The sequence below is a fragment of the Brevibacterium oceani genome, assembly GCF_017948325.1.
Lineage (GTDB): Bacteria > Actinomycetota > Actinomycetes > Actinomycetales > Brevibacteriaceae > Brevibacterium > Brevibacterium oceani.
In genome coordinates, this window is sequence record NZ_CP072846.1 from 1,881,452 (window position 1) to 1,906,063 (window position 24,612).

A 24,612-nucleotide genomic window follows, 5' to 3' on the forward strand; every position below is an offset into this window, starting at 1 on the left:
TCAAGAAGCTCTCAGGGCGTCGGGATGGTTCCGGAGGTGTTCGCCGAGGGCGATGAACCGCTCTGCGCCCTTGTCGACGTCCTCAACGGACTTACAGAACGAATACCGGATCGAGGACCGATAGGCCTCGTATGCCGGGCTGTCGGCCCGGCAGAGGGCGGGAACCGGGATGCCGACGAGGGAGAACTCTCGGGCCAGCAGGTCATTGAGCGCGAAGGCGTCGAGGTCCGTGAGGGCGGAGAAGTCCATCACGGTGAAGTACCCGGCACGCGGGGTCGAGACGATCGCACCGGGCACGGTCCGGCAGGCGGGTACGAGCACCTCGGCCCGGGCGGCCAGAGACGCTCGGTTCTCCTCGACGAAGCGAGAGTCTCCGGAGAGCATCTGAGCCATTGCGATCTGCATCGGCCCGCCGGCAGTGAATGTGAGGAACTGTTTGACCGCCTGGATGGCTTCGCGCACTTCGGGGGCTGCGATGACCCAGCCGATCTTCCATCCGGTGGTGTTCCACGATTTGCCGGCCGAGGAGACGGTGACGACCCGTTCCCGATCAGCGATCGCGACTGCCGGCGGGACATGCCCCTGGTCGGTGAGTACGAGCTGTTCGTAGACCTCATCGGTCAGCACCCAGGCGTCGACCTCTGCCGCGGCCTTCCCGATATGCGCAAGCTCGGAAGCGGTGAAGAGGTAGCCCGTGGGATTGTGCGGGGTGTTGACGAGGATGATAGCCGGTCGCGTCTCGGCCACGACTTGGTCGAAGAGCTCCCAGTCCGGCGCGAAGCCCCCGTCGCCGTCGGGCAGGATCGGGACCGTTTTCAGGCTGCCCCCGGCAGCCGTGATCGCTGCCGGATAGGAGTCATAGAACGGCTCGAACGCGAGGACGACGCCGCCGCGGGGCAGGAGCGCGAGGATCGCCGCTGTCAGTCCTTCCGTGGCGCCGGCGGTGTAGAGCACCTCGGCGGGGTCGACGCTCTGCGCGAAGTCCCGTTCGCGCTGGGCGGCGACGGCTTCGAGCAGCTGAGGGAAGCCCTGACCCGGGGCGTACTGATTGAACCCGGCACGCATCGCCTCGGTGGCGGCGTCGATGAGTTCGGCAGGCGGCTCCGTGCCCGGCGCACCCTGACCGAGGTTGACCGCTCCCAGGCGGGCGGCGAGCTTCGTCATCTGCCCGTAGATCGTCTCGCCGATCGACCCGTCGGGATTCGTCAGACCCGCGGATTCGGCCATCGCGTGCCACAGATCGGCTCGGCGCACATCCGGCATCAGGAGATCTCCTTCGGTTCGACGCGACCGAGCAGGTCGAGCGCTGCCTCGTGGAGGCGGGAGTTGCTGGCCACGGCGTTGCCGCCGAAGGGCCCGGGCACACCCGCCGTGTTCGTGAACGTGCCCCCGGCCTCGAGCACGATCGGCACGAGTGCACCCATGTCGTAGAGGGCGAGTTCGGGTTCGCAGGCGAGGTCGACCGCACCCTCGGCCAACAGCATGTAGGAGTAGAAGTCACCGTACCCGCGGGTCCGCCACAGGCTCTCGCAGAGTTCGAGGAATCCGTCGAAGGCACCGAGTTCCTTCCACCCCGACAGGGACGCATACGACAGGGAGGCGTCGGCCAGTTGGTCGACCTCGGACACCGAGATCCGCCTCGCCGGTGCTCCCAGCGCCGAGGCGAAGGCTCCCTTCCCCTGTTCGGCCCACCAGCGTCGGCCGAGCGCCGGAGCCGAGACCATTCCGAGCAGCGGAGTCTCACCGTCATAGAGGGAGATGAGCGTGGCCCATACGGGCACGCCGCGGACGAAGTTCTTCGTCCCATCGATCGGATCGATGATCCACCGCCGAGGCGACTGACCGTGGGAGCCGAATTCCTCCCCGAGGACGCTGTCGGCCGGCCGTTCTCGCTCGAGCCGGGCCATGATCGCCTGTTCGACGGCACGGTCGCATTCGGTCACCGGAGTGAGGTCGGGTTTGGTCTCGACGGTGAAGTCCTGAGCGGTGAATCTGGCCAGGCTGATGTCGTCGGCGAGATCGGCGAGTTCTCTCGCCAGGTCGAGGTCGTTCATGCCCTCAGCCTATCCAGTCGACGGCAGCAGCCTGCGCAGCGACTCCAGTCGTGAGACACCCCCGGACCCGGCTCGTCCCGCTGCGACCCACTCGTCGAGTCGGCAGCCGGGGGAGTCGGGCAGATGGGTGCAGCCGCGTGGGCAGTCCGCGGTGGCCTCGACGAGTTCGGGAAAGGCCGACAGCAGGGTCTCTCGGTCGACGTGGGCGAGGCCGAAGCTGCGCACGCCAGGGGTGTCGACGAGCCAGCCTCCGCCGTCGAGGGGGAGGCACACGGCCGATGACGAGGTGTGGCGTCCGCGACCGGTGACATCGTTGACGTGACCGGTCGCGCGTTCGGCGGCGGGCACGAGTGCATTCGTCAGCGTGGATTTGCCGACCCCGGAATGGCCGACGAGGACGCTGATGCGACCGATGAGCCGGTCGAGCACTTCGGCGTCGACGGCGTCACGCTCTGATCCGATGGCCGATTCGACGATGTCGATACCGCTGGCGGCAAAACGGCGGCGGATCTCCTCGGCCGAATGCAGATCGGTCTTGGTGACGATGAGCAGGGGTTCGATATCAGCATCGTATGCGGCGACGAGTGCCCGGTCGATGAGCCCGTAGGAGGGTTCGGGGTCCATGGTCGCGGTGACGATGCCCATGACGTCGACGTTGGCGACGATGACGCGTTCGGTCGGGTCGGTGTCATCGGCGCTGCGTCGGAGCAGATTCCGCCGCTCGACGATCTCGACGAGCCGGGCCAGGGACCCCTCCTGTCCGGAGGTGTCACCGACGAGGCGGACGATGTCACCGGGGACGATCGCCTGCTTCCGCAGGCCGGAGGCGCGCACCGCCGTCACCGAGGTGGCTCGACGGTTCTTCTTCCCCTTTCCTCCGCGTGCCGGGATGGGGGAGGTGAAGCCTCCCGACGGGTCGGAGAGGATGACTCGGCAGCGTCCCCGGTCGACTGCGATGACCATACCGGTCACGGCGTCGCTGTGGTCGGGCCTGTTCTTCGTGCGAGGGCGGGAGCCGCGACGGTTCGGTCGCGGTCGGTAGTCCTCGTCGCGGTAGATCTTCGCCATCTCAGGCCCCGGGGGTGATCATGGCTTCCCACAGCTGGGTGAAATCGGGCAGGGTCTTGGCCACGGTGCCCGCGTTCTCGATGGTCAGGCCCTCGATGCGGAGGCCGAGGATCGCCCCGGCCATGACCATGCGATGGTCGTGATAGGTGTGCCAGAGGGCCGGCCGCAGCTTCGAGGCTCCGGTGATCGTCAGGGCGTCGGGGTGTTCGACGACATCGACGCCGACGGCGGTCAGCTCCCTCGTCAGCGCGGCCAGACGATCCGTCTCATGGCCGCGCAGGTGTCCGATGCCGCGCAGCTGTGAGGTGCCCTCGGCCAGTCCGGCCAGTGCCGCGACGACGGGTGTGAGCTCACCGACCGCAGAGAGATCGAGGTCGACTGCGCGAAGCGTGGATGATCCTGTGACATGCAGACCCTCTCTGTCGAGGTGGACCTGCGCGCCGAAGGCCTCGGCGATGCCGCGGAAGCCGTCACCGGCCTGGGTGGTGTGGACGGGCCAGTCGGCGATCGTGACCGTGCCGGCGGTGGCCACAGCGGCGGCGGCGAAGGCGGCGGCGTTGGACAGATCGGGTTCGACGAGGACATCGAGTCCCCGCGGCAGTCCGGGCTCGACGATCCAGCGTTCCGGTTCGGGTTCGCTGATATCGACTCCAGCGTCCCTGAGCACCTCGATGGTCATGTCGACATGGGTGCGGCTGGGCACGGCGCCGCCGGTGTTGACGAGTTCGAGTCCCAGAGGCATGACAGGAGCGGCCAGCAGCAGTCCGGAGACGAATTGGCTCGAGGCGCTGGCATCGATCTCGAGGTGACCGCCGCGCAGCGCAGCGCTGGGATGGATGGACAACGGCAGCCGGCCGTCAGCGGAGGCGATCGATGCGCCGAGGCGGCTCAGCGACTCCACGGTCACCGACATGGGGCGCACCCGCGCCTGCTCATCGCCGTCGAGGACGACCTCTCGTCCGGTCAGCGCGGCCAGCGGCGGGACGAAGCGCATGACGGTCCCGGCGAGACCGCAGTCGATGGTGATCGGCCCGGCCGCCTCGGCGGGGGAATCAGCTGCCGCGGCGAAGTCGATCGGTTCGATGTGGAGGACATCGCCGTCGTCGTCGATTGCGGCCCCGAGCGCGCGCAGAGCCTCGACCATGAGAAGGGTGTCGCGGCTGCGCAGCCAGCCCTTGAGATCGGATTCGGACTGGGCGAGTGCGGCGAGGACGAGATAGCGGTTCGTCAGCGACTTCGATCCGGGAACGGTGACGGTGGCGGTGATGGAAGAACCGGCGACTGGTGCCTGCCAGTCGCCGGTCACCGGGGGAGTCTGCGTGGGGATGTCAGTCAACTCCGAGAGCATTGAGGGCCTGCTTGGAGGTGTCTTCGACGCTCGACCAGAGATCCTCGGCGGCATGCTGGGTGCGCCACCAGAGTCCGGGGCGTCCCGCGGTGTCGACGCTGGCCAGCAGGGCGCCGCCGAGCATCGAAGTCCGCTGCAGGGTCCGCTCGTTGCGGGCCTTCTTCTCGTCCTTCGAAGTCGTCTTCTCCGCCGCGAGGCGCTCACCGACGGTGTCGAGCAGGTAGGTGCCCACGAGGATTGTGGCGCTGATGCGCGGGAAGCGTCCGATGGCCAGCAGCGAGCCGGCGGCGACCTGTGCCACACCGGTGGCGCGTGCGAGGGTCGTCGCATCCACAGGCACATCGATCTGCTTGCGGGCCTGGCTGAGAAGGGGCGCGACCGAAGCGGCTGCGGCTTCGGGTCGACGCAGACGGTCGACGCCGTTGAGGATGTATCCGGCGGCCAGCATGGGCCGTGCGATGAAACGGATGGGAGACACTGTGGTCCTTCCTTGAGTGGCGGGCATCTCAATGGCAAGCATAACTGCTGTGCGGGGAATAGTGGGACCTCTGCTCGATGTTACAGGCGATGAAGATATGGGGCGGGTCAGACCCGCCCGGCAACGATCGGCAGAAGGGAAGGTCTATGAGTGCCACTGCCGTCCTGGAGAGAACGGGCGTACCATTGACTGCGATGACCGAATCAGTCAAAGAAGTCCCCGAAACGGCGACCGAGAGGTCGGAGCGTTTCGAGCGCGACGCTCTGGAATATGTCAACCAGCTCTACGCGGCTGCTCTGCGGATGACCCGCAATCCCGCCGACGCCGAGGACCTGGTCCAAGAGGCGTACGCGAAGGCCTATGCCGCCTTTCACCAGTACAAGCCCGGCACGAACCTCAAGGCGTGGCTGTATCGGATTCTGACGAACACCTTCATCAACAACTACCGCAAGAAGCAGCGGCAGCCGAAGGAGCACGGCAGCGAGGACATCGAGGACTGGCAGATCGCTCAGGCCGACAGCCATTCGTCCTCGGGCGGACGCTCTGCCGAGCTCGAGGCGCTCGATCATCTGCCCGACTCCGATGTCAAGGATGCGCTGTCGGCTCTGCCCGAGGACTTCCGCATGGTCGTCTATTATGCCGATGTCGAAGGACTGCCGTACAAGGAGATCGCCGAGATCATGGAGACCCCGATCGGCACAGTGATGTCCAGGCTGCACCGCGGGCGACGCCAGCTGCGGGAGATGTTGGCCGACTACGCCGCCGAACGCGGTTTCGCGAATCCTGAGGGAGGTGCGAAATGAGCGACGAAGGATGCTGCGAAAGCGTCAGGACCGAATCCCTGATGCGGATCTACCACTACCTCGACGGCGAGCTGACGACGACGGAGATCCGCGAGATCTCGATCCACCTCGAACAGTGCCCGTCCTGCCACGACGAGTATGAGATCGAAGCGCTGCTCAAGGAGCTGGTGCGACGTTCATGCAGCCATGATCGGGCTCCCATGGGTCTGCGCGAGAAGATCCGGCAGCGGATCGCTCTCGAACAGGCGTCCTGGCGGAGCTGACCAGGCACTGAGCCGGCGGAGCCGACCAGGCTCGGAGAGACGACGAGGGCGGGAAGAGATCGAATCTCTTCCCGCCCTCGTCGCGTACTGAACGAATCAGTGCATCAGCTGTTCGGACGATTGCCGTGGTTCGCCTTGTTGCGACGGCGATCGCGACGCTTACGGCCACGCTTGCTCATAGTGCTCTCCTTCAATAGACGGTTAATTCTCTCATGATCGCCCTGACAGGGCAAAGACGCGGGGGCGCTCTCAGCTGTCGCCGAGGACGTCGCGGACGCCCAGCCAGCTGAACCAGCCGCGGTGGAGGACCAGCCACGCCAGCAGCCCGTAGCCCTCCTGCGCGGGCAGATGATCCCGTGACGATGCGAGTTCACGCTGCCAGACCGGGTGTCCGAGCAGGGGAGTGAACGCGTCGACGTAGGTGATGCCGCGACGCTTGGCCACATCGGAGAAGCTCGTGTTGAGCTCGGCGATGCGACGGTTGCGGTCCCCGTCGTGCTCCGGCGGAGGCCCGAGCACGAAGGTCGAGACCTTCCGAGCCAGGGCCTCGTCGAGGACGTTGGCCACGTCGAGGCGGGCCCTGGCCACCGAACGGCCCGAATCGAGATCGCCGGAACCCAGCGCCAGCACCAGACGATTGTCACCGTCCGGGGTGAACCGCAGGGACGCCTCGGCGATGGTGCGAGCGTGGAGCTCGGCGGAGTCCTCACGGGGCACGGCCAGCGGATAGACCTTGAGGTCGGGCAGGCTCGGCAGAGTCCGGGCAGTCACCCGACCGACCCACCCGAGACCACGACCGTCACCGTGGCCGGCGACCAGGGGGCCGCCGACCACGGCGATGGTTGTGGTCGTGTCGCTGCTCACCGGGTGAAGATCCGTTCGACGAGGTCCTGCTGCTGGGCCTCATGGAAGTGCTTGAGACCCGTCGAGGTGGCTGCTGAAGCAGCACGCGCGACCACGGTGACAGGGCGGTCACCGAGCAGCTGCGGCAGGTTCATGGCCATGAACGGCCATGCGCCCTGGTTCTCCGGTTCCTCCTGTGCCCAGACGATCTCGGCATCGGCCGGGAAGCGATCGAGAACAGCGGTGATGGCCTCCTCGTCGAGCGGGTAGAGCTGCTCGAAACGGACGAGCGCCATCTTCGTGTCGTTGTCCTTCTCGCGCTTGGCCTTGAGCTCCCAGTAGAGCTTGCCGGACACGAGGACCACGCGATCGACCTGAGCGGCATCGACGTCGGTGTCGTCGATGACGGCCTCGAACCGACCTGAGGTGAATTCCTCAGGCGAGTTCGCAGCGGCCTTGAGTCGCAGCATCGACTTCGGCGTGAAGACGATGAGCGGACGCTTGTTCGTCGTCGCGGCGTGCCGACGCAGCAGGTGGAAGTGCGAGGCACCCGACGACGGCTGAGCCACCGTCATGTTCGACTCCGCGCACAGCTGCAGGTAGCGCTCGATGCGTCCTGAGGAGTGGTCGGGTCCCTGCCCCTCGTAGCCGTGCGGCAGGAGCATGATGACGCCGGAGTTCTGCTGCCACTTCTGCTCGGACGAGGAGATGAACTCGTCGATGACCGACTGGGCGCCCTGGGCGAAGTCGCCGAACTGTGCTTCCCAGGCGACGAGGGCGTCCTTGCGCTGGACGGAGTAGCCGTATTCGAAGCCGACGGCCGCGTACTCGCTCAGCAGCGAATCATAGACCCAGAAGCGAGCCTGATCCTCGGTGAGGTTCTGCAGCGGGGTCCACTCGTTGCCGTTGATCGAGTCGATGAGCACCGAATGACGCTGGACGAAGGTGCCGCGGCGGGAGTCCTGGCCGGCCAGACGCACCGGCACACCGTCCATGAGCAGCGAACCGAAGGCGATGAGCTCGGCGAAGCCCCAGTCGATTCCTCCTGAAAGCGCCATCTCCTTGCGCTTCTCCAGCAGAGCCCGCAGCTTCTTGTGGATCGTGAAGCCCTCGGGCACCTCGGCGAAGGCCTCCCCGATGCGGGTGAGCGTCTCGGGGCTGATCGCGGTTTCGGTATCGTTGTAGCTCTCGATGTCGCTGGGCTCGTAGGGAGCGTTGAAGGCCTCGCCGTCGTACGGTCCGGTCTCGGCTTCCTTCGTCTCGGCGAATGCGGACTCCAGCTTCGACTGGTAGTCCTTGAGCGCCTCGGCGGCCTCTTCGTCGGTGATGCACTTCCTGCCCACGAGGGACTCGGTGTAGAGCTTGCGCACCGAACCCTTCTTCTCGATGAGCGAGTACATCAGCGGCTGGGTCATCGAAGGGTCGTCGCCTTCGTTGTGACCGCGGCGGCGGTAGCAGACGAGGTCGATGACGACGTCGCGGTTGAACTCCTGGCGGTATTCGAAGGCCAGGCGCGCTGCACGCACGACGGCTTCGGGGTCATCGCCGTTGACGTGGAAGATCGGGGCGTTGATCGACTTCGCCACGTCGGTGCAGTAGAAGGACGAGCGCGCCGAGGCGGGGGGAGTGGTGAACCCGACCTGGTTGTTGATGATGACGTGGACGGTTCCGCCGGTGCGGTAGCCGCGCAGCTCGGACAGGTTGAGCGTCTCGGTGACGACACCCTGACCGGCGAAGGCCGCATCGCCGTGGACGAGGACCGGCAGCACCGTGAAGCCGGCTTCGCCCTGATCGACGAGGTCCTGCTTCGCGCGGACGATTCCTTCGAGGACGGGGTCGACGGTTTCGAGGTGGCTGGGGTTCGCGGCGACGTACACGCCGGTGGTGTTGCCCGAAGGCGAGGTGAACGAGCCCTGGGTGCCGAGGTGGTACTTGACATCGCCGGAGCCCTGCACGCTGTCGGGGGACATGGTGCCGTCGAATTCGCGGAAGATCTGCGCATAGGACTTGCCGGCGATGTTCGTGAGCACGTTGAGACGTCCGCGGTGCGCCATTCCGATGGCGACCTCGTCGAGTCCGGTGTCCGCGGACTGATTGAGGATCTCGTCGAGGAGGACGATCGCAGACTCTCCGCCTTCGAGGCTGAAGCGCTTCTGCCCGATGTACTTCGTCTGCAGGAAGGTCTCGAACGCTTCTGCGGCGTTGAGTCGGCCGAGGATATGTCCCTGCTCGGACCGAGTCAGCTCCTGGTGGGGAACCTCGATCTTCGACTGGAACCAGCGGCGCTGCACGGGATCGGCGATGTGCATGTACTCGAAGCCGATGGTCCGGCAGTAGCTCTCACGCAGCAGCCCGAGGATGCTGCGGAAGGGCATCATCGGCTTCGCGCCGAATCCGCCGGTGGGGAACTCGCGTTCGAGGTCCCACAGGGTCAGACCGTGCTGGTTGATGTCGAGGTCCGGATGCGAACGCTGACGGTAGACCAACGGATCGATGTTGGCCATGAGGTGACCGCGGGTGCGGTAGGCATCGATGAGTTCGATGACGCGCGCGGTCTTGTTGACATCGTCCTGGTCCTCGGCAGAGACATCGGGAACCCAGCGGACCGGTTCGTACGGCAGGCGCAGGGACTCGAAGACGTCATCGTAGAAGCCGTCCTCACCGAGGAGGTAGCTGTGGACGAGCTTGAGGAACTCACCCGAGCCGGCACCTTGGATCACGCGGTGATCATAGGTCGACGTCATGGTCAGGACCTTGGACACGGCCAGGTCGTTGATCGTCTTCTGGCTCGCGCCCTGGAATTCTGCCGGGTAGTCGAGCGCGCCGACTCCGATGATGCAGCCCTGGCCCTTCGTCAGCCGCGGCACCGAATGCACGGTGCCGATGCCGCCCGGGTTGGTCAGCGAGACCGTGGTGCCGGCGAAGTCGTCGGCGGTGAGCTTGCCCTTGCGGGCCTTGTCGACGAGGCCGTCGTAGGCGTCGACGAACTGGCGGAAGGTCAGCGTCTCGGCCTTCTTCACGTTCGGCACCAGCAGGGTGCGGGTGCCGTCCTTCTTCGGGACGTCGATGGCGAGACCGAAGTTGATGTGCGCGGGGGAGATCATCACGGGCTTGCCGTCGCGGACGTCATAGGAGACGTTCTGCGAGGGGAAGTTCTGCAGTGCGCGGATGACGGCGTAGCCGATGAGGTGGGTGAAGGAGACCTTTCCGCCGCGGGTGCGCTTGAGGTGCGAGTTGATGACGATCCGGTTGTCGATGAGCGCCTTGGCAGGCAGTGCCCGCACCGAGGTGGCGGTCGGGACTTCGATGGACTCGTCCATGTTCTTCGCGATGAGCTTCGCGGGGCCGCGCAGCGGAGTGATCGTCTCTTCCGGCTCCGGCTGCGGGGCCGTGTCCTTCGGGGTGACCTGCGGTACGGACTTCGTCTCGGCCTTCAGCGTCTCGGATTCGGCCGATGAGGGTGAGACGCCGCGTGAGGTCTCCCGCGCCGCGGCAGGGGCCTGCGCAGGAGCAGAGGCCTTGGGCTCCGACTTCGGAGCGGACTTCTCAGCCGGCTTCGCGCCGGACTTCTCAGCCGCTTTCGCCGCGGGCTGGGCAGCAGCGCCCTGACCGCCGCTGTTCTTCTCGTACTTGTCGAAGAACGGCCACCAGGACTTGTCGACCGAGTTCTTATCTGACTTGTACTGCTCATACAATTCCTCGACCAGCCACTCGTTGGACCCGAAGTCTTCAACGGTGCGGTTCGGAGTATTGACGGACACGGCGTTGATCGCCTACTTCCTGATTCAAGACTTGCTGCTTAACGACATCTCCCAGCCTAACGCGATGTGCCCTGCAAAGTGCACATAAGGGACAATAGTGTTATGCGTTTCATCTCAAATGACCCCAGCAGCGATCTCACCTACTCCGATGTCTTCCTCGTCCCGAACTCATCGGCGCTGACCTCGCGCTTCGACGTCGACCTCTCCACGACCGATCCGACGGGCTCGACGACCCCGCTCGTCGCCGCGAACATGACGGCCGTGTCCGGCCGCCGGATGGCCGAGACGATGGCCCGGCGAGGCGGCTTGGCGGTGCTTCCGCAGGACATTCCGCTGACCGCCGCACGCGAGACCATCGACTGGGTCAAGAGCCGCGACCGGATCTTCGAGTCCGCCCTGCGCTTCTCCCCGGAGGACACCGTGATCAACGCCCTCCACGTCCTGGCCAAGCGTCCGCACGGCTTCGGTGTCGTCGTCGACCCGTCGGGTCGACTCGAGGGCATCATCGACGCTGCCGATCTGCGCGGCGTCGATCGCTTCACCTCGGTGTCGGACCTCCTCGTGTCCTCGCCGCACGTGATCCGCGCAGGCGAGATCGACTGGGGCGACGAAGCTCGGCTCGAAGCGCTCTTCGAATCGATGACCGAGACGCGGGCCGAGTTCGCCGCAGTCGTCGACGATGACGGCATCGTGCTCGGCAGCCTGACCCCGAAGGCGCTGCTGCGCTCGTCGATCTACGCTCCGAACCTCGATGCGCAGGGCCGACTGAGGATCGCCGTGGCGATCGGCGTCAACGGCGCCGCGCTCGACCGCGCGAAGGCCCTGGTCGAAGCCGGCGCCGACGTCCTCGTCATCGACACCGCCCACGGCCATCAGGCGAAGATGATCGACGTGCTCCAGACGATCGCGGATGCCGACCTCGGCGTGCCGATCGCGGCCGGCAACGTCGTCACGGCCGAGGGAGTGCGCGACCTCGTCTCCGCAGGCGCGCAGATCGTCAAGGTCGGTGTCGGTCCGGGGGCGATGTGCACGACCCGGATGATGACCGCGGTCGGCCGCCCGCAGTTCTCCGCCGTGCTCGAATGCGCCGAGGCAGCTCGCGAGCTCGGTGCCCACGTCTGGGCCGACGGCGGAGTCCGCTATCCCCGCGACGTGGCTCTGGCGCTGGCCGCAGGTGCGTCACAGGTGATGGTCGGCTCCTGGTTCGCCGGCACCCATGAATCGCCCGGCGACCTCCTCGTCGACGGCGAGGGACGCAAGTACAAGGAGAGCTTCGGTATGGCCTCCGCCCGCGCCGTGGCCAACCGCACCCGCACCGAATCGGCGTTCTCCCGCGCCCGGAAGGGACTGTTCGAAGAGGGGATCTCCTCATCGACGATGTACATCGACCCGCAGTCTCCCGGAGTCGAGGATCTGCTGGACGGGATCACCTCGGGCGTGCGCAGCTCCTTCACCTACGCGGGGGCCCGCAGCCTCGGCGAGTTCGCCCAGCGCGCCGCCGTCGGCGTGCAGAGCGCGGCCGGATACGAAGAGGGCCGTCCGCTGGCGGGAAGTTGGTAAGATTCCTCCATGACCAGTGACAGTCCCTGCCGGCGGGAAGCCGGCGCCCCAGATGACGACCCTCACCCCGTGCGGGTCACTCCCTTCACCCACTCTGTTCCCCGGACCGCGATCGGCGGGGATCGTCGCTGATGGAATGGCTGTTCCTCGCTCTCGCGCTGTTCCTCATCCTCGGCACCGGCGTCTTCGTCGCAGCTGAGTTCTCCCTGCTGACCCTCGACCGGCACACCGCGGACAGAGCCGTCGAAGACGGGGTGGTGGGGGCGAAGACGCTCCGACAGTCGATGACGCACCTGTCCACCCAGCTCTCCGCGGCTCAGGTGGGCATCACGATCACCACTCTGCTCACCGGCTATCTGATGGAGCCGTCGCTGGGCAAGCTGCTGGCACCGGTGTTCGAGACCTGGGGAGTCGGCCCCGGACTCGCGGCTCCTCTGGCCCTGACGATCGCCCTCATCGTGTCCACCGTGGGGTCGATGATCTTCGGCGAACTCGTGCCGAAGAATCTCGCGATCGCGGTCCCCCTGGCCACCGGGCGGATCGCCGCACCGATCCAGTATGTCTTCTCGATCGTCTTCAAGCCCGTCATCGCCGTGCTCAATGGGACGGCCAACAAGATCCTCATGTCGATGGGCATCGAACCGCAGGAGGAAGGCTCGGTCGGGCGGTCGCCGGAGGAGCTGACCTCCCTCGTCCGGCATTCCGCCGAGGAAGGCGTGCTCGACGAGCAGACCGCCGATCTGCTCGAACGGACGCTGAGCTTCTCCGAACGCACCGCCGAAGACGTGATGACCCCGCGCACCCGTATGTCGACGGTGGAGAAGGACACGACGGCCCGCCAGATCATCGAACAGGCGCGTGAGACCGGGTTCTCCCGCTTCCCCGTCGCCGAAGAGGACAAGGACCACATCGTCGGTGTCGTCCACGTCAAGCAGGCCTTCGCCGTGCCGTTGGCCAACCGGGACGATGCCTATGCCGGAGGGCTGATGACCGAGGTCAGGGAGATCCCGGAGACACAGACGCTCGACCCCTTGCTCATGGAGCTGCGCGCCACGGGACTGCAGATGGCCGTGGTCGTCGACGAGTTCGGCGGCACGGCCGGAGTCGTGACCTTGGAAGACGTCGTCGAAGAGCTCGTCGGTGAGGTTGCCGACGAACACGACCGGATGCGAGTAGCCGCCCGTCCCGCGCGGGACGGATCCTGGATCGTCCCGGGTCAGCTGCGCCCCGATGAGATCTCCTCGACGATCGGGATCTCGATCCCCGAGGATTCCGACTACGAGACGCTGGCCGGCTTCGTGCTCAAGGAGCTCGGGCGGATCCCGGAACCCGGGGACCAGGTGCGCACCGATGAGGCTCTGATCCGCGTCGAGCGGATGCACGGCCGTCGGATCGAGCGGCTCCGGGTGGTGCTGCGGGCCACCGATGCCGCGGCTTACGAAACGGAGACGGGAGGTGAGAGCCGATGAGCGCCGATTGGTTCGGACTCGTCTGGCTGGTCGTCCTGCTGCTGGGCAACTCGTTCTTCGTCGCCGCCGAATTCGCCGTGGTCGCTGCCAAACGCTCGCAGATCGAACCGCGGGCGGCCGAGGGATCGTCGGCCTCGAAGACCGCGCTGTTCGCGATGGAGCACGTCTCGCTGATGCTGGCGATCTGCCAGCTCGGCATCACCGTCTGTTCGCTGCTGCTGGGCAATGTGGCCGAACCGGCCATCCACCATCTGCTGGCCGGACCACTTGAGGGCCTCGGGATCCCGGCCGGACTGTCCTCGACGATCTCCTTCGTCCTCGCTCTCGGAGTCGTGACCTACCTGCACGTCGTCATCGGTGAGATGGTGCCGAAGAACATCGCCCTGGCTGTCTCGGGCCAGGCGATCATGGTGCTTGCGACGCCCCTGGTGTTCCTGGCCCGTGTCTTCGGCTTCGTCATCCGTCCGCTCAACGGACTCGCCAACGCGATCCTCCATCTGTTCAAGATCGAGGCCCGCGACGAGGTGAACGAGGCGTACACGATCGAGCAGGTCGAATCGATCGTCGCCGAGTCGAAGCGCGAAGGACTGCTCAGCGACGACACGGGACTGCTCAAGGGAGCACTGGAGTTCAGCGACAAGACCGCCGCCGACATCATGGTCCCGATGGCGGAGCTGGTGACGATCTCTGGCAAGGTCACTCCGAACGAACTCGTCACGCTCGTCGGCAAGACCGGCTACTCGCGCTACTTCGTCGTCGGCGACGACGGGTACCCGCAGGACTACCTCCACATCAAGGACGTCCTCTATGCCGACACCGACGACGCGTTCGATGCTCCCGTGCCGGGCAAGCGGTTCCGACCGCTGTTCACCGTCACTGCCGATGACGAGGTCGAGGAGGCGCTGGCGCAGATGCAGAAGGTCGGCATCCACGTCGCCAGGGTCATCGACGCCGAGGCGCAGGTCCTCGGTCTGCTGTTCCTCGAGGACGTGCTCGAAGAGCTCGTCGGTGAGGTGCAGGATGCGATGCAGCGGGGCCGATTCGACTCCCGCAGCTGAAGGCGAGCCCGGCCGGCCGACAGGGCCCCTCGAGGCGGCGCTGCCCGGTTCAGGCCGGGATCGCCGCCTCGACGCCGTCGGTAACGAATGGTAACGAAGCGGTGAACCCCGCCACGCACAGAAGGTCATCTGTAGTGATTCGTGACCCTTGCCCGGTGGGCGTATGCCCAGGTCACACTCGGTGTCTGAGGAAGAAGTGACATTCTGTAACGATGTCGTTATAGTGTTGTGACATGAGCTTTTGGGACGCTCCGGGGAGGACGTCCGCCGCACAATCACAGCCAACAGTATGGAGCACTATGTCGAGTGAGCTCTCGACCGTCGAGGCGCCGCCGGTGCGCAGGCGCGACCTGCGCAGCCAGAACGCACCGACGCAGACGATCTTCTCCAGGAAGCAGGCCGCGACATCGCCGTCGCGCGTCATCGATTCTCAGACGACTCTGTCCCCGCGTCGGGCAGCCATGGCCGCTGAAGCCCGGGCTGCGGCCGACTCACCGCGACGTCAGGCGATGGCGAAGGAAGCCGCCGGTGCGCCTGTGACGACACCCGCCGGACACACCTCGACGCTCGCGGCGACCCGGCTGGGCAGTCGCGGATCCGACGGTTCGCTGCTGCGCTCGGTCCGCCGTCGTCAGGTCACGACCTTCTCTGCGCTGGCCACCGTCTCGGTCACGGGCACCGCCATCGCGGCGGTCATGGTCGCCGGCAACCTCGGCGGCAGCCAGGAAGTCAAGGTCGACGACTCAGCGGCCGAATCTCAGCCGCGGGCGATCAACGCCGAATCAGTCTCCGCCGACATCAAGGTCGACAAGGACGACAAGACCTCGATGACGATCGGTGCCCCGAGTGCCAAGCAGACGAAGGTCGAGGCCGCCTCCCGGGCGATCACGAAGTCCGTTCTGCCCGGCTGCGACGGTGAAGCACCGAAAGGTGAGGCCAGCAATGGCGAGCTCCCCGATTCCTGGCTGTGCGAGATCGGAGTCGGCAACCACAAGCTGCGCAGCGACGCGGCCGTGTCGTTTGCGAAGATGAATGCCGCGTTCAAGAAGGACACCGGCAAGGAACTCGCTGTCACGGACTCCTACCGCTCGCTCGAGTCGCAGGTCTCCGTCGCAGCCCGCAAGCCCGGCTTCGCGGCTCGACCCGGCACCTCCAACCACGGGTGGGGCCTGGCCCTCGACCTCGGTGGAGGCACCCAGAGCGGCTCGGGGGAGCAGTACGAATGGCTGGTGGCGAACGCGAAGAAGTACGGCTGGGAGAACCCCGATTGGGCTCAGCGCAACTCCTATGAACTCTGGCACTGGGAATACGTTCCCGGACGCAAAGCCATGAAGGGCGCCTGACCTGCGGGTTCAGAGCCGATATGCACCGAAAACCGCCGCGTGCGATCGAACACCGATCGCACGCGGCGTCGTTTTGGGCGGTGCCGCAGTTCGGTGATAGCATTGCATCCGTTGCCCGCGTAGCTCAGTGGATAGAGCGTCTGCCTCCGGAGCAGAAGGTCGTAGGTTCGAATCCTGTCGCGGGCACCACATCACACCGCCCATCTCACCAGCTGAGGTGGGCGGTTTCGCATACCTGCACCAAATGGTCGACGTTGCCGCCAGGGCCTAAGGTGGTCGGAGACGAACTCTGAGAAGCGATGTGAGGCCTCGATGTCGAACCGATCCGATGAGACCGACCGTACGGCTCCTGCTCCAGCCGCTCCCGATGTCGTCCTGCAGGCGAAGAACCTGCGCAAGTCCTTCGGGCGCGGAGACACCGCGGTCGAGGCGCTCGACGACATCAGCGTCGACTTCGAGATGGGCCGCTTCACGGCCATCATGGGGCCCTCCGGCTCGGGCAAGTCGACATTCATGCACGTCCTGGCCGGACTCGATCGCGTCGACTCGGGGTCGATCATCATGCGCGGGAAGGACATCACCCGGCTCAACGATCGGCAGCTGACACAGCTGCGTCGCGACCGGGTCGGGTTCATCTTTCAGGCGTTCAACCTCGTCCCGACGCTGAGCGCGGAGCAGAACATCGAACTGCCCGTATCTCTGGCGAGGAAGAGGATCGACAAGGAGTGGAAGGCAGAGGTCGTCGAACGCCTCGAACTGGGCGATCGGCTGAAACACCGTCCGCACGAACTCTCCGGCGGTCAGCAGCAGCGTGTCGCCGTGGCCCGTGCGCTGCTGACCCGCCCCGACGTCATCTTCGCCGACGAACCCACCGGAAACCTCGACTCCCATGCCGGCGCCGAGGTGCTCTCCCTGCTCGGCCGCGCCACGAGCCTCTACGGTCAGACGATCATCATGGTCACACACGATCCGATGGCGGCCTCGCACGCCCATCGCGTCGTCCTGCTCAAGGACGGACACGCCACCGGTGAGGTCCGCGAACCCACTCGGGAGCGCGTCGTGAGCGCACTGAGCGAACTGAGTTCTCTGTGATCGCTGTCGCCCTGGCGCAGATCCGGATCCACTGGGCGCGCTTCCTCGCCATCGGTCTCGGCATCGCCCTGGCCGCCGGCTTCGTCGCCACGACGCTCATCATCAACTCCTCTCTGCAGACCAGCCTCGAAGACGCCGTCGGCCGGTCGTTCTCCCACGCCGACCTCGCGGTCATCCCCGCTCAGGACGTGTTCGTCGGTGGGGAATCCGCAGCCCCGCTGCTGACTCCCATGTCCGAAATCGACGGAGTCGACTCCGCCTCGCTGTCCGCACGGACCGTGACCACCGGCCGGTCGACCGGCTTCTCCGAAAGCTCTTTCGCACTCTCCCCGGTTCCGACCGATGAGCGCCTCGACACCTTCGGAGTCGTCGCCGGTCACCGACCCGCCTCGACGACCGACCTCGTCCTCGATTCCCGCACCGCCCAGAGCCTCGACGTCGGCATCGGCGACGAGATCCGCTTCACCGTGGACTCGGTTCCGGTGGAGTCCGGAGACGAGGACATGCCGATCTACCGCGGTCCGAGCCACAACAGCGTGACCTTCTCAGTCGTCGGTCTCGCCGAGATGGGGGAGGACCCGGCACTGCCGGGAGTCGACCGCGCACTCACGACGGCCGCGGGCTACCAGGAGTACTTCGCCCAGCAGGGCGACGTCATAGCCGTCCAGATCGCACTCGAAGACGGGGCCGACCCCGAACGCGTGCGCTCCGAACTGCAGACGGTCGTCGACTCCTCTGATCTCAAGGGCAGCCTCGAGGCCCACAAGGTCGCCGATGCCGTCGACGTCAAGACCGACCGACTCTCCGGCGGCAACGCCGTGGTCACCGCGCTGCTGCTCGTCTTCGCCGGCATCTCGGTCGTCGTCGCCATCCTCGTGGTGTCCAACACGTTCTCGGTCATCGTGGCCGGTCGACGGCGCGAACTCGCGCTGCTGCGCTGTCTCGGCGCCTCCCGCGCCCAGATGTACGGCTCCGTCGTCGCCGAGGGACTCGCCGTCGGTCTCATCGGGTCGATTCTCGGCGTCCTCGCCGGTGTCGGCGTGAGTCATGGACTGATGTTCGCGACCGTGCGCTGGTGGCCGGAGGAATTCCCCTATGACACTCTCACCGTTCCGGTCTCCGCCCTCGTCGCCGGCGTCGCCGTCGGTGCGCTGCTGACGATCCTGGCTACGATCCGCCCCGCCCGCAGCGCGATCGCCGTGACACCGCTCGAGGCACTGCAGCCGTTCGACGCCTCCTTGACACCGTCGACGCGCAGCCGGCCGCGGCACATCATCGGCTTCGTGCTCATCATCACCGGCGTCGCCCTCATCGTCGTCTCGCTCTATGCGATCTCGACCGCGCAGTCCTGGGTGATCGGCGGGGCCGTCGGCGGAGGGCTCATCGTCACCGGGCTCATCGTCAGTTCGGCGAAGATCATCCCCCCGGTCGTCGGATGGATCGGCGAAGTCCTGTTCAGCCCGTGGGGCGTGCCGGGCCAGCTGGCGACCCTGAACACTCTGCGCAATCCGCGTCGCACGGCCACGACCGCGACAGCGCTCATCATCGGCGTCACCCTCGTCGCGACGATCCTCGTGGGCGGGCTGTCGACGAAGGCGACGCTCGGTCACGGCTTCGATCAGCGGTATCCCGTCGATGTGTCCGTGTCGCTGTCCGGCCTCGTCGACGATGAGGAGCTCGAGCAGGTGCGGGAGATCCCGGGAGTCGCCTATGCAGTCTCGGCTCACCGCGCCGAGGCGGTCGAGGAGTTCAAGGGGGACCGTCCGGAGATCTTCGTGCTCGACCCCGAGTCCGCGGCGACCGTCCTCGGCGATTCCGCGGCCGATCTGGTGCCCGGTCGGGTCGTCGTTCCCGAGGACTATCCCGATGCGACGGTGCGGGTGAAGGGTCTCAACGAACGGGCCGTTCCGGTGCAGCGTGAGGGCCTGTCCAGTCTCGCGTTCTTCACCACCCCCGATGTGGGCAACTCGCTCGGGGTCTCGGCGACGACGACGGCCGTGCTCGTCCGCCTCGACGAGGACGTCGAGGTCGGTGAGATCGATAGGATCCGGCAATCGGTCGCCGAGGCGCTCGACGTGCCGAGCGACGATGTCAACGGCTCGGCGGTCGCCCGCGGGGCGTTCTCCGAACTCATCGACGTCATGCTCGCCGGGGCTGTGGCACTGCTGCTCGTCTCCGTCCTCATCGCCCTCATCGGCGTGTCGAACACGGTCAGCCTCTCGGTCATCGAACGCAGGCGGGAGAACGCCCTCATGCGCGCGCTCGGGCTGAGCATCGGACAGCTGCGTGCCCTGCTCGCGTTCGAGGCCGTGCTCATCTCCTCGGTCGCGGCCCTCATCGGGCTCGCCCTCGGGGGTGCTCTGGGGCTGGTCGGCACTCGCCTGCTCACCCACGACTACTCCACCGACCTCATCGTCGACTTCTCGCCGCTGTCGTTCCTCGGCATCCTCGGCGTCGCGATCGTCGCCGGGATCCTCTCGGCTCTCGCGCCTGCGCGCCGCGCCGCACGGCTGTCGCCGGTCGAGGGACTCAAACTCGACTACTGAACCCGCGCACCCGACTGCTGACCCCGCGCGGGAGGAGGGACCCATCGGTCTGATAGGAAAGAGGTCATGAACTCTGCGTGGACTCGTATTCTGATCATCCTCGGAATCGTCATCGCCGCATTCAATCTGCGGCCCGGAGTCACCGGCCTCTCTCCGCTGCTCGACGTCATGGGGGAGGAGATCCACCTCGGTGCGGTCTTCCTCGCCGTCATCGGCATGCTCCCGCCGCTGCTCTACGGTCTCAGCGGTTTCCTCACCCCGCGCCTCTACTCCCGGTTCTCCGGTCTCGGGCTGACCTTGGCCGCGATGGTCATGGTGATGATCGGCCTCGGCATCAGAGCCCTCATCGATTCCCCGCTGCTGTTCCTCGCACTCAGCGTGCTCGCGCTGCTGGGCATGGGCATCGGCAACGTCGTCCTCCCGCCCCTGGTCAAGTCGTACTTCCCGGACCGGGTGGCACTCATGTCGACCGTCCATGTCGGACTGCTCCAGTTCGGCACGTTCATCCCGCCCCTCGTGGCGGTTCCGCTGGCCGACGGCGTCGGCTGGCGCGGTTCTCTGCTCGTCTGGGCCGGCTTCGCCGCTCTCGGAGTGTGCGTCTGGATCGTCGTTCGAGTCCTCCGCCCGGCTCCCTCGGCCGAGGTGGCCGCCGCCGTCGTCGGCGGCAGCGAGCTGGCCCGTCTGCTGCGCAGCCGCCGCGCCTGGGCGCTGATGACGATGACGGGACTGACCTCATTCAACAACTTCATCCTCTTCACCTGGCTGCCGACCCTGCTGACCCGCTCGGGCTTCGACGCCGCCTTCGCCGGTGCGATGCTCGCGCTCGTCACCGCCATCCCGCTGGTCCTCGGATTCGTCCTCCCGGCCCTCGCGCAGAAGATGACCTCTGCCTACCTCATCGTCGTCGCCTTCTGCCTCAGCCTCGCCGTCGGCTACATCGGGCTGTGGCTGCTGCCGACCGCCGCACCGGTGCTGTGGACGGTGCTGTTGGGCATCGGCATCTCGACGTTCCCCCTGGCGCTGACGCTCATCACGCTGCGTGCCCGGGACGCGGAGTCGGCGGCATCCCTGTCCGGTTTCGTCCAGGGCGGCGGCTACCTGCTGGCAGCCACCGGCCCGCTGATCTTCGCGTTCCTCATCCAGAGCTTCGACAGCATGGCGCCCGCTTTCGCCGTGGTGCTCGTCTCGGTCGTCGTGAAGTTCCTCGTCAGCCGCGCGGCGTGTCGTCCCGGTGCGATCTGAGTCGGCGACGACGCGGGATGTCTCAGCCCCGAGACGAGGCCTCGTCGCTGCCGTGTCTCGTCATGAGAGCGAAGATGACGGATGATTCGTGCCGACGCAGCCGCTCCGAGTACTCTGTTCGAGTGACCCCGGAAGATCTGCAGACCGCACTTGCGCGCGCTTTGGTGCTGGCCGACACCGATCTCACGGCGACAGGCTTCGCAGCGGCCGAGATCACCGTCACGCCCCCGTCACGACCGGAACTCGGAGACTGGACGACCACTGCAGCGCTGCGCGCCGCAACAGATCCGGACCGCCGCCTGGAACTCGCCACGGATATCTGCGCCCATCTGCAGTCCTATCCCGAGGTGGCCGCCGCAGCCGTCGCCGGACCGGGTTTCATCAACATCACGCTCACACCGGCCGCACGCGCACGGATCGCCTTCGACCTCATCGCCGCGGGCACCTCGGCAATATCTTCCGCAGTCCACGGGGAGGTCGCACCATCACCGAGGTGGTCACACCGACCTGCCGATCCTGACACGGTCGCCGTCCTCCAACAGGGACATGCCGCAGTCTGCCGGGAGAGGCGCCGCGCCGATGCCGCCGGCATCACGGTCGAGACCAGCGACGACTCGGTCCTCGTCGACCCCAGTGAGACGCGTCTGCTCAACGCCCTGGCCGCGGTCCGAGGCCGCCTCACCCGGTCGCTTCGCCTCGGCGATCCGGCGCTCTTCGTCGCGGCGCTGACCGAGGTCGCGGATGCCGCCGAGGTCTGGCTGCACCGGTGTCCGGTGACGCCGACGGTCGACGAACCCATCACCGCCCGGCACGCATCCAGGCTCGTCCTGGTCAGTGCCGCCATCATCGTCCTAGCGACTGGACTGAGACAACTGGGCGCCGCGGCGCCGGAGAGGATCTGATGCCCGCTCATATCGCAGGGACGCTCCACGCGACCCCGGCCCCGGTGTGGCTGCCCTACCCCGATGACGTCAACGCTCTGCTCCCGAGCCTGTGGTCGGACAATGTGACGAAGGACGCCGACGGTGTGCTGACCGTCGCCGGTCACTCGGTGACCGACCTCGCCGCCGAATACGGGACCCCCACTCTCGTGATGGACGCCGCGGACTTCCGCTCCCGCGCAGAGTCCTACGTCTCGACCTTCTCCTCCGCCTTCTCGGCAGAGAAGGGACTGGCCGGCGCCGACGTCTACTACGCCGGAAAGGCGTTCCTGTGCACCGCTGTCGCTCGCTGGGTCCATGCAGCGGGCCTCGGCCTCGACACCTGCTCGATGGGGGAGATGATGATCGCTCGCGCCGCCGGCGTCCCCGGTGAGCGTGTCGGTCTGCACGGGAACAACAAGTCCGTCGCAGAGCTCGAATACGCCCTCGACTACGGCATCGGGCGGATCTTCGTCGACAGTCTCGACGAGGTGGCCAGACTCGAAGCGATCGCCGCGGCCAGAGGGGTTCTCGCACCGGTCATGCTCAGGGTGACCGTCGGCGTCGAGGCTCACACGCATGACTTCATCGCCACCGCCCATGAAGATCAGAAGTTCGGTCTTTCCCTGTCCGACGGAACCGCGGCCCGGGCAGCACAGCTGGTCGCCGACTCCGCGCATCTGCGTCTCGACGGCCTCCACTCGCACATCGGCTCACAGATCTTCGATATCTCCGGCTTCCAGGTCGCTGCCTCCCGTGTCCTCGCCTTCCGCGCCGAGATCATGGCCGAGCACGGAATCGACCTGCCCGACGTCGACCTCGGCGGCGGCTTCGGCATCCGCTACACCAGCCAGGACACCCCGATCCCGGTTGCGGAGATGGCTGCCGAGCTCGCCGAGGTGGTGGCCAAGGAGTGCCGCGGACTGGGCACGAACGTGCCGCGGATCTCGATCGAACCCGGCCGCGCCATCGTCTCCCCAGCAGTGTTCTCGCTCTACGAGGTCGGCACCGTCAAACAGGTGAGCACCGACAGCGGAATCAGGACGTACGTCGCCGTCGACGGCGGAATGAGCGACAACATCCGCACCGCTCTCTACGACGCCGACTATTCCTGCACCCTGGCCAATCGCGCCTCGAGTGCCGAACCCGCGATCGTGCGCATCGTCGGAAAACACTGCGAATCCGGCGACATCATCGTCCGCGACGAATATATGGGCGCCGACGTCGCTGCCGGCGATCTCGTCGCAGTGCCCTCCACGGGCGCCTACTGCCGATCGCTGGCCAGCAATTACAATCATCTGCCCCGGCCGGGAGTGCTCGCGGTCGATGCCGATAGAGTTAAGTGGATCGTCAAGCCCGAAGACCACTCGCTGATGTTCGCCACCGACCCCGGAATGTCCGGGGGAGAGGCGGAGAGCAGATGAGCGTCGATTTCAACAGCGGAAAAGGTGAGGATATGCAGGCACTCAAGGTTGCCGTGCTCGGATGCGGAGTCGTCGGCTCGGAGGTCGCCGCGCGGATTCAGGACCGCGCTGACGGCCTGGCCGAACGCATCGGCGCGCCGCTCGAACTCAGTGCCGTCGTCGTCCGGGACGCATCGAAGCCCCGTCCCGGCATCGACCCCGCGCTGCTGACGACCGACGCCGAGGCCGCCATCACCGGTGCCGACATCGTCGTCGAGCTCATGGGCGGGATCGCACCGGCCAAATCACTCATCCTCGCAGCCCTCAAGCAGGGGTCGTCGGTGGTGACCGCGAACAAGGCGCTGCTGGCCGCCAGCTACGGCGAACTCATGTCCACGGCCGATGCTGCCGGTGTTCGCCTCGAGCACGAAGCGGCCGTGGCCGGGGCCATCCCGATCATCCGTCCCGTCGGCGACTCGCTGGCCGGGGACCGGATCGAACGCATCATCGGCATCGTCAACGGCACCACGAACTTCATCCTCGATCAGATGGACTCCGAGGGTTGGGACTTCGACCGGGCGCTGACGACGGCCCAGGAACTCGGCTTCGCCGAGGCGGATCCGACCGCCGACGTCGGCGGACACGATGCCGCTGCGAAGGCCGCGATCCTGTCCTCGCTGGCATTCCATGCGCCCGTGTCGATCGACGACGTCCACGTCGAAGGCATCGAAGGGATCACCTCGGAGATGGTCCAGACCGCTCGCGACCAGGGCTTCGTCATCAAACTGCTGGCCGTATGCGAGCGTGTGGCCTCGTCCCCGACGGGAGCCGGGCTCTCGGCACGCGTCTATCCCGCGCTGCTCGATCGCAGCCATGCGCTGGCGTCCGTCCGCGGAGCCTTCAACGCGGTGTTCATCGAGGCCGAAGCTGCCGGCGAACTGATGTTCTACGGACAGGGTGCCGGCGGAGCCCCGACCGCCTCGGCCGTGCTCGGCGACCTCGTCTCCGTGGCCCGACGCAAGGTGCTCGGCGGACGCGGACAGTACGAGCGGCCCTTCCACTCGGATTCGCACATCCTGCCGATCTCGTCGATCACCACCCGATACCACATCACTCTCGATGTCGTCGACCGGCCCGGTGTGCTGGCAGCGGTGTCCGAGGTCTTCGCCGATGAGGGCGCCTCGATCGAGCTCATGCGCCAGACGGTCGGTGAGATCGATGATGACGGAGTGCAGCACGCCAAGCTCGTGCTCGCCACCCACTCGAACACCGACTCGATACTGAGGAAGACGGTCGATCGGCTCAGCGATCTGCCCGTCGTCCACGCCGTCAAATCCGTGATCCGCGTAGAAGGACAGTGA

Annotated in this window: 20 protein-coding genes and 1 tRNA gene; 13 read left to right on the plus strand and 8 right to left on the minus strand. The window is 66.5% G+C overall.

What is annotated here, in order from left to right; all coding sequences use genetic code 11:
• The 5 genes from J9314_RS08280 to J9314_RS08300 are packed head-to-tail and all read right to left on the minus strand — an operon-like array spanning window position 1 to window position 4,948.
• A complete protein-coding gene (locus tag J9314_RS08280; protein ID WP_210605287.1) occupies window positions 1-1,263 on the minus strand; it encodes an aminotransferase class I/II-fold pyridoxal phosphate-dependent enzyme in 1,263 nt (420 codons plus the stop codon).
• A complete protein-coding gene (gene hisN / locus J9314_RS08285; protein ID WP_210605288.1) occupies window positions 1,263-2,054 on the minus strand; it encodes a histidinol-phosphatase in 792 nt (263 codons plus the stop codon). The genes J9314_RS08280 and hisN overlap by 1 nt, the downstream gene beginning before the upstream one ends.
• A gap of 9 nt (window positions 2,055-2,063) precedes the next feature.
• Window positions 2,064-3,122 (minus strand): ribosome small subunit-dependent GTPase A, encoded by a 1,059-nt coding sequence (gene rsgA / locus J9314_RS08290; RefSeq protein ID WP_210605289.1) that lies wholly within the window; start codon window positions 3,120-3,122, stop codon window positions 2,064-2,066.
• A gap of 1 nt (window position 3,123) precedes the next feature.
• The gene (gene aroA / locus J9314_RS08295) at window positions 3,124-4,458 is read right to left on the minus strand and encodes a 3-phosphoshikimate 1-carboxyvinyltransferase (RefSeq protein ID WP_246490687.1); all 1,335 of its coding nucleotides are present in this window, start codon (window positions 4,456-4,458) and stop codon (window positions 3,124-3,126) included.
• Window positions 4,451-4,948, minus strand: a complete 498-nt coding sequence (locus tag J9314_RS08300; protein ID WP_181275342.1) for a DoxX family protein — start codon at window positions 4,946-4,948, stop codon at window positions 4,451-4,453. The genes aroA and J9314_RS08300 overlap by 8 nt, the downstream gene beginning before the upstream one ends.
• A 194-nt stretch (window positions 4,949-5,142) precedes the next feature.
• On the opposite strand from J9314_RS08300, the gene J9314_RS08305 reads away from it, so the two are divergent.
• Complete coding sequence (locus J9314_RS08305; RefSeq protein ID WP_181275341.1) at window positions 5,143-5,751, plus strand: sigma-70 family RNA polymerase sigma factor; 609 nt, start codon at window positions 5,143-5,145, stop codon at window positions 5,749-5,751.
• On the plus strand, window positions 5,748-6,014 hold the full coding sequence (gene rsrA, locus J9314_RS08310; RefSeq protein WP_181275340.1) for a mycothiol system anti-sigma-R factor: 267 nt from the start codon (window positions 5,748-5,750) through the stop codon (window positions 6,012-6,014). Before J9314_RS08305 ends, rsrA begins: the two co-directional genes overlap by 4 nt.
• A gap of 104 nt (window positions 6,015-6,118) precedes the next feature.
• Here the strand turns inward: rsrA and J9314_RS19450 are convergent, their stop codons facing one another.
• The 3 genes from J9314_RS19450 to J9314_RS08320 all read right to left on the minus strand — a co-directional run bounded on the left by J9314_RS19450 (window position 6,119) and on the right by J9314_RS08320 (window position 10,618).
• A complete protein-coding gene (locus tag J9314_RS19450) occupies window positions 6,119-6,193 on the minus strand; it encodes a 50S ribosomal protein bL37 (RefSeq protein ID WP_373563657.1) in 75 nt (24 codons plus the stop codon).
• A gap of 70 nt (window positions 6,194-6,263) precedes the next feature.
• A complete protein-coding gene (locus J9314_RS08315; RefSeq protein ID WP_210605291.1) occupies window positions 6,264-6,878 on the minus strand; it encodes a GDSL-type esterase/lipase family protein in 615 nt (204 codons plus the stop codon).
• A complete protein-coding gene (locus tag J9314_RS08320) occupies window positions 6,875-10,618 on the minus strand; it encodes a multifunctional oxoglutarate decarboxylase/oxoglutarate dehydrogenase thiamine pyrophosphate-binding subunit/dihydrolipoyllysine-residue succinyltransferase subunit (RefSeq protein WP_210605292.1) in 3,744 nt (1,247 codons plus the stop codon). The genes J9314_RS08315 and J9314_RS08320 overlap by 4 nt, the downstream gene beginning before the upstream one ends.
• A 102-nt stretch (window positions 10,619-10,720) precedes the next feature.
• On the opposite strand from J9314_RS08320, the gene guaB1 reads away from it, so the two are divergent.
• The 11 genes from guaB1 to J9314_RS08375 all read left to right on the plus strand — a co-directional run bounded on the left by guaB1 (window position 10,721) and on the right by J9314_RS08375 (window position 24,612).
• Entirely contained in the window at window positions 10,721-12,178 is a 1,458-nt protein-coding gene (gene guaB1, locus J9314_RS08325) for a GMP reductase (RefSeq protein WP_210605293.1), read from the plus strand.
• Between the two features lie 131 nt (window positions 12,179-12,309).
• Window positions 12,310-13,647 (plus strand): hemolysin family protein, encoded by a 1,338-nt coding sequence (locus J9314_RS08330; RefSeq protein WP_181275336.1) that lies wholly within the window; start codon window positions 12,310-12,312, stop codon window positions 13,645-13,647.
• Window positions 13,644-14,705: a hemolysin family protein gene (locus tag J9314_RS08335; RefSeq protein ID WP_210605294.1), complete on the plus strand. Its 1,062-nt coding sequence runs from the start codon at window positions 13,644-13,646 to the stop codon at window positions 14,703-14,705. The genes J9314_RS08330 and J9314_RS08335 overlap by 4 nt, the downstream gene beginning before the upstream one ends.
• Window positions 14,706-15,004: 299 nt before the next feature.
• Window positions 15,005-16,048, plus strand: a complete 1,044-nt coding sequence (locus J9314_RS08340) for a M15 family metallopeptidase (RefSeq protein WP_210605295.1) — start codon at window positions 15,005-15,007, stop codon at window positions 16,046-16,048.
• A 113-nt stretch (window positions 16,049-16,161) separates the two neighbouring features.
• Window positions 16,162-16,237: transfer RNA gene (locus J9314_RS08345), tRNA-Arg, on the plus strand.
• 123 nt (window positions 16,238-16,360) lie between these two features.
• Entirely contained in the window at window positions 16,361-17,140 is a 780-nt protein-coding gene (locus J9314_RS08350; RefSeq protein ID WP_210605296.1) for an ABC transporter ATP-binding protein, read from the plus strand.
• Window positions 17,137-19,686: an ABC transporter permease gene (locus J9314_RS08355; RefSeq protein ID WP_210605297.1), complete on the plus strand. Its 2,550-nt coding sequence runs from the start codon at window positions 17,137-17,139 to the stop codon at window positions 19,684-19,686. The genes J9314_RS08350 and J9314_RS08355 overlap by 4 nt, the downstream gene beginning before the upstream one ends.
• Window positions 19,687-19,752: 66 nt before the next feature.
• Entirely contained in the window at window positions 19,753-20,928 is a 1,176-nt protein-coding gene (locus tag J9314_RS08360) for an MFS transporter (protein ID WP_210605298.1), read from the plus strand.
• Between the two features lie 122 nt (window positions 20,929-21,050).
• Window positions 21,051-21,830: a DALR anticodon-binding domain-containing protein gene (locus tag J9314_RS08365; protein WP_210605299.1), complete on the plus strand. Its 780-nt coding sequence runs from the start codon at window positions 21,051-21,053 to the stop codon at window positions 21,828-21,830.
• Window positions 21,830-23,272: a diaminopimelate decarboxylase gene (gene lysA, locus J9314_RS08370; RefSeq protein WP_210605300.1), complete on the plus strand. Its 1,443-nt coding sequence runs from the start codon at window positions 21,830-21,832 to the stop codon at window positions 23,270-23,272. Before J9314_RS08365 ends, lysA begins: the two co-directional genes overlap by 1 nt.
• Window positions 23,269-24,612, plus strand: coding sequence for a homoserine dehydrogenase (locus tag J9314_RS08375; RefSeq protein ID WP_246490688.1), 1,344 nt, complete (start codon window positions 23,269-23,271; stop codon window positions 24,610-24,612). The genes lysA and J9314_RS08375 overlap by 4 nt, the downstream gene beginning before the upstream one ends.